Below are 13,407 nucleotides of genomic sequence, written 5' to 3' on the forward strand. Positions count from 1 at the left end.
GCTCATATCGCCTCGCGCGCGGTGAAGCTGAAACGATAGGTATGGGCCGTGTCGATATCGCTCGGCACCGGCGAGCTCAGGCGCAGGAGCACCATCGGCGCATGCACCTCGAGCGGCGCACCGAACACGGGCTCGCCACGCAGGCGCGGAACGACCCTGACTTCGGCCGTGCCGTCCGGCGCCGGGGTCACATCTTCCGTGACCCGGTAGAGGCGCGTGTCGGCATCGGTGCCGAGCTGGATCAGGTCGCCCGCCTGCATCACCACGCCCGGGACGGGCTGGTAGGCCGTAAGCTGGCCCGTCTCGACCTGGGCGCCGTGGAAACGGATGCCGGCCGACGGGTCGCCCTCGTAACTCGGGCTGCCATTCCCGGGCTGCTTCAGGCGGATCTGGAAGTTCGCGGACCCGTCCGTTGCCGATATGGCGGTCCACCAGACGCGCAGCCTGCCTTGGCCAAGCGGCTCCGCGCCTGTGGCGACAACGGAGGCCTGCCCCGAATTGATCACCGCCGCGCCGCCGGGCAGGCTGAATGTCACGCGGACAGTCGTCGTCCCCGACATGTTGCTGTAAAGTTCCACGTCGCGACCCTGAGGGGCGACAATGGCAGAGAAGGTGATGGCCTGCCCCTCGACGACATCGAGGGAGGTGTTGATCGAGTGCTGGCCGGTGCTGTCCGTCTCGCGCAGGAAATACCCGTCCTGCACCGCCTCCACCGTCACGCGCGACTTGGCCCAGGCGCTGGCCTGCGCATCGCCGGACATGTCCAGCAGGTTGCGCCGGTCTTCGGCGAGGGCCCAGCCCTGGGTCTGGAGCATGTTGCTGCGGGCAGCGCCCGCCATCGCCACCGGCTCGCCCACGCTGCCGATCCGGCGGCGGGTGCGGTCGGGCAGCAGGAACCGTCCCCGCGGCCCGCCCAGCTGATCGAAGAAGGCCGAGAGGCGGCGCGCGGCGCGGCCCTGCACGGGCGACATCTCCACCTCGTATTCCCACCATTCGCCGCCCCAGTCCTGCACCTGCGCCTGGCCCGTGAAGGGCGAGACGGAGACGGCGGTCGCGGTCATCAGCCGGCGGGTGATCCGGGCCGTGTCCGGCAGCGGTATCGTGGGGATCATGCGGGCCGGCCCCGCCGCTGGGCCATGAGGACATCGGCACGGACGCTGCGGCTGATATCGGGCATCCGGCGCTGCAGCACGGCGTCGATCTGTTCCGCGACCCCGACCTGCGCGCCGCGGGCGTCGATATTGACGACCGGGCTGATGCTGCCCGCCGGTCCGCGGTCGATCATCCGCTTCGAGAGATCGTGCGGGATGACGGTGGTGCCGCGCGGCAGGTGCATGATCTCGCCGCCCTGCTCGTTGACGCGCGCCCATCCGCCGGGGGCGAAGCTGGTGCCGGCGGCGAAGGAGGGGCGCGGCATCGGCCGGGGGCTGGTGGCGGGGGCGAGCGCGGTGCCGAAGGCCGCACCCCAGAGCGACATGAAGGCCTGGTTGGCCAGCATCCGTGCAAAATCGTTCAGGAGGTTGCCGATCACGTCGCGCAGGGTGTTGGCGCCGGTCACGAGGTTCACGAAGGCGTTCTGCATGCTGTTCCTGACCGCCTCCATCCGCTCGCCGAGACCCGTGACCGAGTCCTTCAGCTGGTCGACACCGTCCCTTGCGGTCGCGGCCGATCCCCCGCCGCTGCCATCGCCGAGGGCGGCCAGCGCATCGTTGAGCCGGTTGGCCGCATCGCTGCCGTCCTCGACCTCCTCCCGGGCCCTGGCCAGCACCTCGCGCAGCGCCGCGATGCTCTCCATCGGGCGTGCCGCTGCGCGGTTCAGCGCGTCGGCAGCGGCTTCGGATGCGAGGGCAAGTCCGCGCAGTTCCCGCTCGGTATCCGCGAAGCCGCTGGCTTCGCGGCTGCTGGCCATCAGTCCTTGATATGCGGCCTGCATGCCCGGGATGAACCGCAGGGCCGGGGCGATCCGGGCCGTGAAGTCGGCCCATCGCTCTGCCATGACCGAAAGCGCGCTGACAAAGTTCGCCTTGAGCGTCTGCCATGCCGCATCGAGAGAGGCGACGAGCGCCTTTCCCCGCAGAACCATGCGGTCCCAGACCTCCCGCGCAACATCGCCCAGAAGCTCCATCGCCTCGCCGAACCCGCCTGCGGCATGAACCAGCCGGCTGAACTGGTAGATCAGCTCGCCCGCGGCCACGACCAGCAGGCCGATGCCGGTGCTGATGATCGCGGCGCGCAAAAGATACATGCCGACCGTCAGGCCGGCGGCAGCCGCGCGCGCTGCAACAAAGGCGGCTACCCAGCGGCCGGCCATGAACGCCGCCAGCGGCACGACGTAAGAGACGATCCGCCCGAGATTGTCGGCCAGCAGGATCAGCCCCTCCGCGAGCGTCGCCGATCCCTGTACCGCCTGGTCGAAGGTCCCGACGAGGATCGTCATCGAGTTCCGGATCAGCACGACCGCATCGCCGATCGTCGCCGGCATGGAGGCCGCCTCCTCGCGGAGCTGTTCGAGGCTGCCCGAGAGCGCGTCGTAGATCACCTGGCTGGTGATCTTCCCCTCGCTGCCCAGGCGCCGCAATTCGTTGGTCGTGACACCCAGATGCGCGGCCAGCAACTCGCTGAGCCGGCCCCCGTTCGCGATCACCGTGTTGAGATTGTCCCCGGAGAGCTTGCCGAGCGCCATGGCCTTGGAAAGCGCATTCGTCACGCTTTCCGCGCGCTGGCCGCGGGCGCCGCTGACCACGAGCGCGTTGTTGAGCGCCTCGGTATAGTCGAGCTGCTGCCGGGTCGAATAGCCGAGCTCCCGGAGCGAGGTCGCGTTGGCGAGGAAACTCTCCGCCGTCTGGCCGAGATCGCTGTAGGTGCGGCGCGCCATGTCGGCGATGCGGGCCATGACGGCGGGCGCCCGGTCCATCTCGCCCACGGCCAGGCCCACGCGCGCCTGCATGTCCGACCAGCTGTCCGCCATGCCCATGACCGCACGGCCGCCGAAGGCGAGGCCGAAGGCGCCGGCCAGCTGGGTCGCGAGCCCGCGCATCTGCCGCACGAACCCGGCGGTCTGCGCCTGGGTCGCGCGCAACCCGCCCGTGAACTGGGTCGAGTCCAGCCGGAGCTGCGCGCGCATCTGGCCTACATACGACTCCGCCATTCCTTCCAGGTCCTCTTCGGCAAGCTGTTGCTGAGGGCGCGCATCTCGGCGCGCAGTTCTTCCGGCGCGGGTCGCCCTTCGGGGCCGCGCAGGAGCTGTTCGAGGGGCGGTATCCTGGTCGCGCGGGACAGCATGGCGGTCAGCCAGGCCGCCTCGATCCGGGCCCGGGCTTCACCGCGGATGCGGGCCAGCGCGCCCTGCATCTGGATCACGTAGAGCCGCGGCGTGAGCCGCCAGAAGGCGTCCGGATCGAAGCCGTGTTCCACATGGGCCGCGAGCAGCCCCGCGAAGTCTAGGCGCGCCGGGCCCGCGCCCGGGTCTTTTTTGCGGGACCCTCCCCGTCCGGCGGGGGCACATCCGGGGCGGGCGGGGCTGCGGCCGCCATCGCCTCGGCCAGCGCCTCGGGCGCGGCCTGCAGCACATCGCCGGCATCCAGGAGCGTGGCCCCGGGCTGATGGCGCAGGAGCGCGCAATGGATCATCTGCCGCAGGTCGTTCATGCGGACCACCGCCCCCTCCTCGACGGCGGCCAGCACCTCGAGCGCGGGACGGCCCGTCACCTCCTCGAAGGCGCAGAGCGCGTTGAAGTCGAGGCAGATCACCCAGATCCGCCCGTTGCACGGCACGCGGATCTCTCCCCTGATGGCGGCCATGATCAGTTGCCCCCTTCGGCGATGATCTCGCCGTTGATCCGGAAGCCGATGGTCGCGGTCGCCTTGCCGTTCACCGGCGCGCTGCGGCCATAGGACTTGACCCAGGCGGCCCAGAGCTCGGGCGTGCCTCCGGCCGGCGTGATCTCGAGCTGGATCAGCTCGCCCGTGCGCCGCAGCTCGCGCAGCAGCACGTCCTGGTCGTTGCCGGGGATGTAATCGACCGGCACGGTCATGGTGCCGTTGTCGGTCAGCCCGGGGATGAACTCCTTCGTCCGGTTCGGGCTGTCATGGCTGGTGGCCTCGATCTCGTCGACCTCGCCCGCCGGCAGCTCGAAATCCCCCGGCCCGATCAATGTGGTCCAGGCAGGGGTCGCGCCCCGCCCGATCCGGATCCGGGCCCCGTAGCCCAGGCCCACGCCCGTGAAACTCATCTCGATCTCCTCTGTCAGGAAGGAAGGGGGGCCGACCAGTGCCAGGTCAGCTCGAATGTCAGTTGCAGCGTGCCCACGCGCTGCGCGCCCTCGCCGTTGACGCTGACCTGCACCTCGCGCAGCTCGATCAGCCGCAACACCGTCAGGAGCGCCCCGGTCAGCGCATCGCCGATCGCGGCCTCGTCCTCGTCGAGTTCGTCTTCCAGCCCGTCCTGGCCGAGGCGCTTGACGACCACGACCAGCGTCGTGACCCGCTCGACCGTGCCATGGGAGACGAGGCGGCTGCGTTCGACCGGCGTCGCGACCGCGATCGCCGGCAGGGACCGGGCGTCGATGTTCTGCGCCCAGGCATTCAGGAACGTGAAGCGCCGGAAGCGCGGCGCCTCCCGGAGCGCGTCCCGCGCCCGGGTGCGGATCTCGCGCCGGGGATGCATCAGGCGCGCTCCTCTTCCAGCTCGCAGAGCCAGAAGGCATCGCCGGCGGGCGAGCCGCCGGGCTGGGCATTGACGATCTCGTAGACCTTGCCATTGCCCGGCTCGATCCGGTCGCCGCGCGCGACCTCCGGCACCAGGTCCCGGCGCACGCGCCAGGTGGGCGCCACGATCAGCACCGCCCGCCCGTCGCTGTCGGTCACCTCGATCGGCGTCTCGCGGAAGACCGAAGCCACGGTCCGCGGTTCTTCGAGCGCCGGGCGGAAGAGCACCGGCGCCCCGAAGATCTCCGTGAGCAGCCCGGCCATGCCGTCGAACGGGGGCATGGCGTCAGTTCGAGCTGTGCACCCGCACCACGAGGCGCGGCCGCTTGTTCACGGGCAGGATGTTCGCCTCGGTCATGAGGTCGATCCAGCGCCCCTTGGGATCGAGGAGCTGGCGCGCATAGATCGGCTGGCCGATCGTGTTCGCGGCCTCCAGCAGATCGGCCGGCGCGCCATAGGTCCGGAACGTGTCCATGGTCCCGAGCGGGAAGGCGGTGCCTTCCTGGGCGGGCACGAGCCGTTCGGAGGCGCCGGTCGCAAGGGTGACCGAGCCGATATATTCCTCGAAGACGAGGCCTCCGAAGGGGAAGCGGCGGCGGACATCCTCGCGCAGGGGCTGGGCGCCGCTGGCGGTGTAATACTTGTAGGCCTCCTCGACCTTCGGATGCCCGATCAGCTTGTCGAAGAATTCCGGGCTGACCAGCACATGGATGCCGGACATGGATTCGCCCTTGAGCTCCTCCTCGATATGGCGCGACACCTCGCGGCACTTGGCCTGGACATTGGTCCCGGCGGTTCCCAGCAGGAAATCCACCGAGAGCTGCTCGAGCGAGAACTCGGTGAAGTAGTTGTAGAGCGTGACCCCTGCCCCGTCCTTCACGATGCCGCGGAGCGCGTTCATCTCCATGTATTCGCGGGTGGCGGCATGCTTGCGGCGCATGAGCGCGAGCTTGCGCGCCATGACCTCCGCCAGCGGATCGGCCTGCGCCACGGCGCCGAGCGCCGGCTGGCCCTGCACATCGGCGACGGTGATCACGTCGTCATGCGGGATATGCGGCAGGGCGAAGGAGCGCATCGAGCGGCCCTCGCGGCGGCCGACCGTGGCCGGCGCGCCCCAGGGGCGGGTCGGCAGGAGCGACAGGATGCCCTCGTATTGCTCGATGATCACGCTGCGCTGCGTGACGCCCTCGAACTGGAAGAGGCCCATCTGGCCGAGGCGGGTATAGAGGTTCGGCAGGATGTTGATGGCCTGCGTCATCTCCGCGAGGGAATAGCCCCCCGCGTCGAACGGGTTGCGCGTGATCGACATGTTCGGATCTCCTGGAAAAAGGGGCTCAGGCCGCGTCGCGGACGACGATGCCGAGGGCGGTGAGCTGCGCGAGCTTGGCGGTGCGCTTGGCCGTGTCGTCGACGCTCGGGTCGAAGACGATCTCCGCCGAGGACAGGATGGCGGGCCCGCGGCGGATCACGACCGCGCTGCGGTCGCCGTCGCTGGCATCGACATGCTCGATGAGCACGGCGGCCGCGACCTGGTCGCCGATATCGGGGCTGCCGGCGGCGTTGCGCGACAGGCGGTACTTGCCGGCATTGGCACCGGAGGTGATCAGCCCGAGGATTGCGCCGAGCGGATAGTCGGTGCCGGCGAGAAGCGTGACCGCTTCCCGGGTGTAGTTCTTCTCCAGGTCATACTTCAGGAGATCGCCCTCGGTGGGCGCCTTCACGAGAGGGGCCATCGCTTCATCCTTTCAATGGCAGGGGAACTCCACGGCGCCCGTCGCTGTGGAGGGGGTGACCGCCCCGGAACCGGGGCAGGCGAGATCAGGGCCGCGTTACCGCGGCGAGGTCAGGGCTGCGTTACCCGCGGCGAGATCAGTGCCGCGCGGCCGCCGTCTGGGCGTCGGCCATGCGCTTCGTCGCCGCGACCAGCGGGCTTTCCTTGCGCAGGCCCCCGGCGGCCGGGGGGTTGTGCGCCTGGATGTCCGCCCCGTCGGCCCGGGCCGCGAGGCTGGTCAGCACCGACTGGCGCAGCGCATCGGCACTGAGCCCGCGCCGGAGCGCATCGGCGACATCGACCGTGACGCCGAGCCGCGCGGCCTGCTGGCCGATCTCGACCAGCGCCGCCACCTGGGCGACGGGAAGCTGCCCGGGCACCGCCGCGCCTTCGGCCGGCGCCGTAGGGGCCACCGGTGCAGCGGGGGCAGCGGGGGCCGGTGCTGCGACCGCGGACGCGGCTTCCGGCGCGGATGTGGGCGCGAGGGTGGGCGTGGGTTCCGCTGCCGCGGGGGCCGCCGCCTGCTGATCGGGGGTCGGGGTATCCATCGGGGTATTCTCCTCTGCTGCGGCCGCCAGCGCGGCCGGGGATCGTGCCGCCCGGGGACGGCTGGCTTCCGCCACGAAGGCGGTGAAGGCGCTGCGCATGTCCGAAACCTCGTCGGCGAGACCCGCCGCGACCGCATCCGCGCCCCGGTAGACCTGCGCCTCGGTGGCGAGCGCCGCCGCATGCGTCAGCCGACCCGCGCGCCCTGCGGCGACGGTGGCGGCAAAGAGGTCGCGGGTTCTCCCGACCCGGGCCTGCATGTCGGCGCGCACATCGGGCGGCATCGCCTCGAAGGGATTGCCATCGACCTTGTGTGCGCCTGCATGGATCAGCGTGATGGCGATCCCGCGATCGGCGAGCGCCTGGCTGTGATCCGCATGGACCCAGAGCACGCCGATGCTGCCCGCCTCGCCCGTCCGGGGCAGGATGATCCGGTCGGCCTGGCTTGCCAGCGCATAGCCGCCGGACAGGGCCGCCTCGGCCACGAAGGCCCAGACCGGTTTCTGCGCCCGCACCGCCCGGATCGTGTCGCAGAGATCGAATACCCCCGCGACCTCGCCCCCATAGCTGTCCACCTCCAGCGCGATGCCCCGGACCACCGGGTCCTCCGCCGCCGCGAGGATCTGCGCCGTGAGGCCTTCATAGGACGTGGTGCCAGAGGACTCGCCGATCCATTCCCCGCGATGCACCAGCGTGCCCGTGGCCTCGATCACCGCGATCCCGTCGCGGATCTGGTAGAGCCGCTGGCCCCGGACGCGCGCCCGGGTGCCGACGCTGTCGGCGAGGATCGAGGCGCGCTCGCCCACCCGGCCCGCCCGGGCGAGCCGGTCCTCGGGCAGCCCGTCAAGGCCGCGCAATTCGATCGCGCCGTTGACGATCCGCGGCCCGAGGCCTGCGAGGAACGCACCCCCCTTGGAGGGATCGACCAGGAGCGGGGTTCCGAACACCCGCTGTGCAATCATCGGATAGCTCATGTCCCCTCTCCGTTCCGCCGGCGTTCCTCTTCCTCTTCGTCGTCCTCGCCGAGCGCGTCGCGCTCCTCCGGATCCTCGCGGTCGCGCCGGCCCCCCGGGGCCCCGCCGGTTCCTGGCGCGGCAACCCTGCCCGGTTCGATCCCGAGCCGGCGTTCACGCGCCCGGTCGGCCGCGATCTGCACGTCGACTTCCTCGGCGTCGTAGCCCCGCTCGCTGATCGCCTGGGACCGGCTCTTCAGCCCGGCGCCGATCTCCTCGATCTCGGCCCGGATGTCCTTCAGCGGATCGACCCATTGCCAGCGCGGCGGCAGCCAGTCGCAGGCCACGTAATCCCGGCGCTTCTTCCCGTAGCCCGGGAGCCGCACCGCCCCGGACAGCACCGCCAGATCGACGAAGCGCTCCCAGATCGGGCGGCACATCTGGAAGACCAGGACCGAATGCTGGAAGGCCTCGATGCGCCGGCGGAACTCCATCAGCGCGGTCCGCGCATTCGAGAAGTTCGCCTTCACCATGTCCTGCGACAGATGCGCATAAGGGATGCCGAGGGCGGCCGAGACCTGCAGCAGCGTCCGGTACTGGAACGGCTCATAGGTGCTGCCCGAATCCGCCGGATCCGCCGTCGTCACCTTCTCGTTCGGATCGAGGCGGACGATCTGCCCCGGCGAGACCTCGGTCACCGGGTCCTCGCCCTGGAGCGGATCGTTGCCGTCGCTTTCCGAGGTCACGAAGATCGCGTACATCGCCGCGACCTTCTTCCGGTCCAGTTCCGCATCGTCATACTGGTCGAGCAGGAAGAGCTTCACGATCGCCGGCGCGAAGCGCGACACGCCCCGCAGCTGCCCGCTCTCGACCGGGTCGATGACATGCAGGACCTCGCTCGCCGGAACCCGGCTCGTCTCGTTGGAGAGCCCCGGTTCGGTCGCGTCGCCCGGATGGCGGCGATGGAAATGGTAGGCGATGCGGCGGCCGATCGCGTCGAACTCGATCCCCTGCCGGATCACCCGCCCGCCCTCGAGCACCTGGTTCAGCTCGATCGGCAGCATCTCCGAGGGCAGGAGCTGCAATTGCAGCGGCACGACCAGCCCGTCTTCCGGACGGCGCGGACGCAGCCGGATGAAGCATTCGCCGGCGAGGAAGCATTCGCGCGCCGCCCGGCGCTGGATGCCGTAGAAATCCGTCAGCCCCTCGGCATCCGCCTCGTCGGTCCAGTCCTGCCAGAGCCGCTGCAGCTCGGCCTTGCGCTTCGGCTGGGCGATCAGCGAGGAGGGCTTGATGCCGGTGCCGATGCAGTTCGCGGCCCAGCTGTCGAGCGCCCCATGGGCATAGCCGTTGTTGCGCACCAGGTAGCGCGCCCGCGCCGTCACGTTCGGACCGGCCGCCGCGAGGAGCGTGTTGACATGGGCGCGGGTCGTCGGAAAGCCGCGCAGCCGCCGGTTACCCTGCGCCGCGTCGAACCCGCCGACCCAGGCGCCGAGGCGCTGGCGGAGCGAACCGATCATCAGAGATCCTTCACCGCGTAAGTGCCGCGCGCCCGGCGCCGCGGGCGCCCCTCCATCCCGGCGATGCGCCGTTCCAGATCCGCGACCGCCGCGGCCAGATCCGCATCGGTCGCGTAATCGACCCGCTCGCCATTGATCGAGGCGGAGCGTACCCCGCGCCAGCGGATATCCTGAAGGGCCGCGAGCCGCGCCTTCATCTGCAGCAGTTGCGCATCATCGGTCATGATCACTCCATGTATCGGGGCGTATAGCTGCGCCGGCGGCGCCGCGGCGCGGGGGCCGGGTCCGGCAGGGCCGCGTCAGGGATCGCCACTGCGGCCCGCAGGGCGAAGGGGTTCGCTTCGCTCAGCGGCATTGCCCAGAGCGGCGGGGCCTCCCAGTTGATCCGGTTCAGCCCCTTCTGTTCGGCGACGGCGAGGGCCTGCACCGAGAGGTCGAGCGTCTCGTTGCGCTGCACGCCCGGCTTCTTGCGATAGCCCTGCGGCGTGCGGTATTCGGAGAGCAGCTCCCCGATGTGATCCGCCTCCATCCAGTCGGGCGTGTGCTGGGTGTTGATCCGCGCCTCGAACCGCCCCAGCGCCGCGATCACCGATTCCTTCAGCCGGTCCACCGCCATGTTGAGCAGCTTGATGCTGCGGGCCCGCTTGCCCTTCGAGCCCCGCTCCGGCGTCTCGTGCCAGACCCGCGCCGGCTTGTCGAAGCCGCCCCGCCCGACCGAGAGCCACCAGAGGCCGCCCTGCCCCGCCTTGCGCCGCGCGCGCCAGAACCGCTCGGCATTGTCCGCCCAGCCCGCCGGGCCGTTGAAGTCGAGAACCAGCGCGCAGGGCTTCAGGCTGATCTCGGTCCCCTCGACCGGATAGGCCCGGTCGGGCAGATCGAGCAGGCAGTCCGCATCCGCGAGATAGCGCCCCGGGTCGATCGCCCGGTAGCGGCCGTCATCGCCCTTCGCCTGCGGCGCATGATCGGGCGGCTGCGCGATCTCGAACCGGTCGACCGGGATCCGCTCGCCGTTCTCGCCCCAGGCCATCACCAGGACCTCGAAGCGGTTGCCCTGCACGTCGATCGAAGTGGTGATGAAGCGCGTCCAGGACGGCGCGGTCCGCCGCGGCAGCGGACGCCGCTCTTCGGTGATCTGCGCGAGGCTCAGCGCCCCGTCATCCTCGATCGCCTTGCCGGCATAGGGCAGCCCGATCCGGGTGTAATGGACGTTGCCGAACTCCACATCGTCGCCCGTCAGCGCCGCATGACGCTTCTGCGTCTCGTAGAGCGTCACCAGCTCCTCCCAGGACACCCGCGTCGCGGCGGCGCCGTTGAAGGCATAGCTCACCGTCGGCGTGCGCCGGATGGTGCTGTCGTCGACCGGCACCAGCAGCCGGTTGCCCGCCTCGTCGAGCAGGCGCGATTCATGCAGCCAGCCGCCCCGCCCGGCCAGCGCCTGCTTGTTGAGCCAGACCTTGTGGCGATGCCCGATCAGGCTGCCGCAATGCGGGCATTCCATCTCGGCCGATGCCCCCGCCTCGGCGGGCTCCAGCGTGTCGTCGTAATGCAGCCGGTCGAAGCGCGGCTCGAAGAGCTGGCTGCAATCCGGGCATTCCCAGTACCAGCGGCCCCGGGTGCCCTCGTTGTAGATGTTCACGATCCCGGCCGTCACCGGCGGCAGCATGTGCGGATGGCCCGGATGCGGCGCCCATTCGATGGTCCGGTCGATCGGGAAGGCCGGGGTGCTTTCGACGAAGACGCAGCCGCGGCTCATGTATTCCGTGATCCGCCGCAGGGCCATGCCGTGGGGATTGCCCTCGGGGCTGTCCTTCGGGCCCAGCTGCTGGGGCATGTGATCGTAATCGGTCAGGAGCACCATGCGCTGGGTGCGCGACGAGAGCTGCGTCGAGACCGGATAGCCGATCGTCAGGCGCATCCCCTTGAAGCGCTTGCGGCTGAAGGTGCTGTCGTCGCGCCCGCTCCCCAGCCGCTCGCGCAGGTCCTTGCTGTTCAGGATCGCCGGATCGAGCTTCTCCTCGACCCAGGCATCCGCATCGGTCTTGGTCATGTGGATCAGCTGCACCGGGCCCGGGGCGCAGGTGACCGCATGGGCCGCCACCGACAGGAGCATCTGGCTCTTGCCGCATTGCGACGGGCCGATGAAGCACACCGTCTTGAACCGCCGCGACTGGCTCATGTCCTGCGGCTCGACCGTATAGGGCATGATCGTCCGGTCGTAGCGCTGCCAGACCCCCTGCACCGGCACCCGCAGCGAGCGTTCCGCCGCCTCGGTCACCGTGATCCGGCTCGGCGGATCGATCAGCGGCAGCGCATCCGCCAGCAGCTCCTCCGGGGTCAGCCAGGGCGAGAGCGGCGGGATCTGCGTGAGCGGCCCGATGCCCCGGTCCATCATCATGACCATCAGAGCGCCATCTCCTCCTGCCGCCCGGCGCCCGCGAAGGGCAGGACCGTCGCCGGGCCAAGGAGGTCGGCCTCGATCGTGGCCCGCAACTCCGCCCGCGCGAGATCGCAGCGCGACTGGAGCTGCGCCACCTGGTCGACCGAAAGGCCGAGATTGACCTCCGCCCAGTCCGGCAGCGTGTCGAAGGTGTTGCCCACCAGCACGAGGAGCTGCTCGAAGACCCGGCTCACCGCCTCGGCCCGCACCAGGCGCCGGCGCTGCTCGTCGACGCGGTTGCGGTGGAACTCGGCCTCCGACCATTTGCGCAGCTCATCCGCCGTCAGCCCGCCCTCGGCCTCCTCCTGGTCGGCATCGAGGTTGCGGAAGGCGAGCGCCGCCTGCATCGCCAGCTGGTCGCCCCGCGCCTTGGCGGCCCGGGCCTTGCTGTCCCGGTCCTGCCGCCAGGCATAGCAATGCGAGAGCTGGAACTCGTAGGCCACGCCGTTCTGCCCGTCCGACAGGACCGGCATCCCGAGCGAGATCCACTTGGTGATCGTGTTCTCCGAGACGGAGAAGGCCCGGGCGAGCTGGACGCGGTTCATGACACCGTCCTCCGCACCCTCCGGCAGAGGCCAGGCCGACAGGTCCAGCACGCTGCCATCGGCCAGCGTGACCATGGACATCATCCCGATAATCCCTTCAGATACAACAACAAGAACGGCAACCGGCACCCCCGGCCGGCGCCGCGCCATCAAAAGCAACGGGGTGCGAATTACCCCCGTGCACACCCGCCCCCGGAAGGACCCGCGGCCTCACCTCCGCCGCGTCGCCATCGCCCGCTGAAACGCCCGCCGGAAATGCATCGGGAAGCTGCGCGCATAGACCTCCCGCGCGCCCTCGAAGAAGCCGAGGCGCCGGGTATAGGCCGGCATCGCCGCCGTGAAGTGCAGCACCTTGCGGATGCGCTGCCGCCCGTCCCGCTGCCACACCCCCTTCGAGAGCTTCGAGCCCGGACGCGGCACGAAGAACCCGGTCCGCTTCGGATTGCGCTTGCGCGAGGCCGCCGTGGTGTTGGCCGACCGGTCGCCCTGCGCCTGGATCGCCGAGAGCACCTGGTTGCGCTGCCCGCTCGACCAGTTGCCCCGCCCGTCCAGCCGGGCCCCCGCCGCCGGCACCGCCGCCACGATCTGACCCGAATACTTCAGCCGGTTCTGCAACAGCCGCTCGAGCCCGGTGCCCGGACGCCGCCCGCCTGCCTCCTGCACCTTCAGGAAATGCCGCCGGCCCACCGAGGGCCGCTCCTGTACCGTGGCCGTCATGGTCTGCCGCGTGGCGCGCCAGACATGGAACGCGTTCTTCGTGAAAGGCGTCGGACGGTCGAACACGACCTCCATCCGCCGCTGCATGTGCTCCAGCACATCCTTCGCCGTGTGGTTCAGCGCCCAGACCGTCGCCTGCGGCACCTGACGACGCTCCACATCCGTCAGACCCGCCTGAAGATCCCGCGGGTCAATCGACATCTGGAACATGG

Annotated in this window: 15 protein-coding genes; all 15 read right to left on the reverse strand. The window is 70.3% G+C overall.

The features are described 5' to 3' along the window. Positions 1 to 2 precede the first annotated feature (2 nt). The 15 genes from ACFSGJ_RS16410 to ACFSGJ_RS16480 all read right to left on the reverse strand — a co-directional run bounded on the left by ACFSGJ_RS16410 (position 3) and on the right by ACFSGJ_RS16480 (position 13,405). Positions 3 to 1,112 carry a phage head spike fiber domain-containing protein gene (locus ACFSGJ_RS16410; RefSeq protein WP_390264263.1) on the reverse strand — a complete coding sequence of 370 codons (1,110 nt, stop codon included), beginning with the start codon at positions 1,110 to 1,112 and terminating at the stop codon, positions 3 to 5. Continuing rightward, on the reverse strand, positions 1,109 to 3,148 hold the full coding sequence (locus ACFSGJ_RS16415) for a tape measure protein (protein WP_390264266.1): 2,040 nt from the start codon (positions 3,146 to 3,148) through the stop codon (positions 1,109 to 1,111). Before ACFSGJ_RS16415 ends, ACFSGJ_RS16410 begins: the two co-directional genes overlap by 4 nt. Further along, positions 3,130 to 3,414 carry a hypothetical protein gene (locus ACFSGJ_RS16420; protein WP_390264269.1) on the reverse strand — a complete coding sequence of 95 codons (285 nt, stop codon included), beginning with the start codon at positions 3,412 to 3,414 and terminating at the stop codon, positions 3,130 to 3,132. Before ACFSGJ_RS16420 ends, ACFSGJ_RS16415 begins: the two co-directional genes overlap by 19 nt. A 26-nt stretch (positions 3,415 to 3,440) precedes the next feature. Further along, positions 3,441 to 3,800 (reverse strand): hypothetical protein, encoded by a 360-nt coding sequence (locus tag ACFSGJ_RS16425; RefSeq protein ID WP_390264272.1) that lies wholly within the window; start codon positions 3,798 to 3,800, stop codon positions 3,441 to 3,443. Positions 3,801 to 3,802: 2 nt separating this feature from the next. Next, positions 3,803 to 4,231 carry a phage tail tube protein gene (locus ACFSGJ_RS16430; protein ID WP_390264275.1) on the reverse strand — a complete coding sequence of 143 codons (429 nt, stop codon included), beginning with the start codon at positions 4,229 to 4,231 and terminating at the stop codon, positions 3,803 to 3,805. Positions 4,232 to 4,245: 14 nt separating this feature from the next. Beyond that, a complete protein-coding gene (locus ACFSGJ_RS16435; protein ID WP_390264278.1) occupies positions 4,246 to 4,665 on the reverse strand; it encodes a hypothetical protein in 420 nt (139 codons plus the stop codon). Beyond that, on the reverse strand, positions 4,665 to 4,988 hold the full coding sequence (locus ACFSGJ_RS16440) for a head-tail joining protein (RefSeq protein ID WP_390264281.1): 324 nt from the start codon (positions 4,986 to 4,988) through the stop codon (positions 4,665 to 4,667). The genes ACFSGJ_RS16435 and ACFSGJ_RS16440 overlap by 1 nt, the downstream gene beginning before the upstream one ends. A 4-nt stretch (positions 4,989 to 4,992) precedes the next feature. Next, positions 4,993 to 6,015, reverse strand: coding sequence for a major capsid protein (locus ACFSGJ_RS16445; protein WP_390264284.1), 1,023 nt, complete (start codon positions 6,013 to 6,015; stop codon positions 4,993 to 4,995). 25 nt (positions 6,016 to 6,040) lie between these two features. Beyond that, entirely contained in the window at positions 6,041 to 6,439 is a 399-nt protein-coding gene (locus ACFSGJ_RS16450) for a head decoration protein (protein ID WP_390264287.1), read from the reverse strand. A gap of 136 nt (positions 6,440 to 6,575) precedes the next feature. Beyond that, the gene (locus tag ACFSGJ_RS16455; protein ID WP_390264290.1) at positions 6,576 to 7,997 is read right to left on the reverse strand and encodes a S49 family peptidase; all 1,422 of its coding nucleotides are present in this window, start codon (positions 7,995 to 7,997) and stop codon (positions 6,576 to 6,578) included. Continuing rightward, positions 7,994 to 9,496: a phage portal protein gene (locus ACFSGJ_RS16460; protein ID WP_390264293.1), complete on the reverse strand. Its 1,503-nt coding sequence runs from the start codon at positions 9,494 to 9,496 to the stop codon at positions 7,994 to 7,996. The genes ACFSGJ_RS16455 and ACFSGJ_RS16460 overlap by 4 nt, the downstream gene beginning before the upstream one ends. Then, on the reverse strand, positions 9,496 to 9,720 hold the full coding sequence (locus tag ACFSGJ_RS16465) for a phage head-tail joining protein (protein ID WP_390264296.1): 225 nt from the start codon (positions 9,718 to 9,720) through the stop codon (positions 9,496 to 9,498). The genes ACFSGJ_RS16460 and ACFSGJ_RS16465 overlap by 1 nt, the downstream gene beginning before the upstream one ends. 2 nt (positions 9,721 to 9,722) lie before the next feature. Then, positions 9,723 to 11,897: a terminase gpA endonuclease subunit gene (locus ACFSGJ_RS16470; RefSeq protein ID WP_390264298.1), complete on the reverse strand. Its 2,175-nt coding sequence runs from the start codon at positions 11,895 to 11,897 to the stop codon at positions 9,723 to 9,725. Then, entirely contained in the window at positions 11,897 to 12,562 is a 666-nt protein-coding gene (locus ACFSGJ_RS16475; RefSeq protein WP_390264301.1) for a hypothetical protein, read from the reverse strand. Before ACFSGJ_RS16475 ends, ACFSGJ_RS16470 begins: the two co-directional genes overlap by 1 nt. Before the next feature lie 126 nt (positions 12,563 to 12,688). After that, positions 12,689 to 13,405 (reverse strand): hypothetical protein, encoded by a 717-nt coding sequence (locus ACFSGJ_RS16480; RefSeq protein ID WP_390264304.1) that lies wholly within the window; start codon positions 13,403 to 13,405, stop codon positions 12,689 to 12,691. Positions 13,406 to 13,407 lie beyond the last annotated feature (2 nt).

Origin of the sequence: Halodurantibacterium flavum (genome assembly GCF_042681825.1) — a bacterium.
GTDB lineage: Bacteria > Pseudomonadota > Alphaproteobacteria > Rhodobacterales > Rhodobacteraceae > Halodurantibacterium > Halodurantibacterium flavum.

Bases quoted from the DNA above. Each gene is read 5' to 3' on its own strand.
- ACFSGJ_RS16470 (WP_390264298.1), bottom strand. From the start codon at position 11,897: ATGGTCATGATGATGGACCGGGGCATCGGGCCGCTCACGCAGATCCCG.
- ACFSGJ_RS16410 (WP_390264263.1), bottom strand. From the start codon at position 1,112: ATGATCCCCACGATACCGCTGCCGGACACGGCCCGGATCACCCGCCGG.
- ACFSGJ_RS16435 (WP_390264278.1), bottom strand. From the start codon at position 4,665: ATGCATCCCCGGCGCGAGATCCGCACCCGGGCGCGGGACGCGCTCCGG.
- ACFSGJ_RS16480 (WP_390264304.1), bottom strand. From the start codon at position 13,405: ATGTTCCAGATGTCGATTGACCCGCGGGATCTTCAGGCGGGTCTGACG.
- ACFSGJ_RS16460 (WP_390264293.1), bottom strand. From the start codon at position 9,496: ATGATCGGTTCGCTCCGCCAGCGCCTCGGCGCCTGGGTCGGCGGGTTC.
- ACFSGJ_RS16425 (WP_390264272.1), bottom strand. From the start codon at position 3,800: ATGGCCGCCATCAGGGGAGAGATCCGCGTGCCGTGCAACGGGCGGATC.
- ACFSGJ_RS16450 (WP_390264287.1), bottom strand. From the start codon at position 6,439: ATGGCCCCTCTCGTGAAGGCGCCCACCGAGGGCGATCTCCTGAAGTAT.
- ACFSGJ_RS16440 (WP_390264281.1), bottom strand. From the start codon at position 4,988: ATGCCCCCGTTCGACGGCATGGCCGGGCTGCTCACGGAGATCTTCGGG.
- ACFSGJ_RS16430 (WP_390264275.1), bottom strand. From the start codon at position 4,231: ATGAGTTTCACGGGCGTGGGCCTGGGCTACGGGGCCCGGATCCGGATC.
- ACFSGJ_RS16415 (WP_390264266.1), bottom strand. From the start codon at position 3,148: ATGGCGGAGTCGTATGTAGGCCAGATGCGCGCGCAGCTCCGGCTGGAC.
- ACFSGJ_RS16455 (WP_390264290.1), bottom strand. From the start codon at position 7,997: ATGAGCTATCCGATGATTGCACAGCGGGTGTTCGGAACCCCGCTCCTG.
- ACFSGJ_RS16475 (WP_390264301.1), bottom strand. From the start codon at position 12,562: ATGATGTCCATGGTCACGCTGGCCGATGGCAGCGTGCTGGACCTGTCG.
- ACFSGJ_RS16445 (WP_390264284.1), bottom strand. From the start codon at position 6,015: ATGTCGATCACGCGCAACCCGTTCGACGCGGGGGGCTATTCCCTCGCG.
- ACFSGJ_RS16465 (WP_390264296.1), bottom strand. From the start codon at position 9,720: ATGACCGATGATGCGCAACTGCTGCAGATGAAGGCGCGGCTCGCGGCC.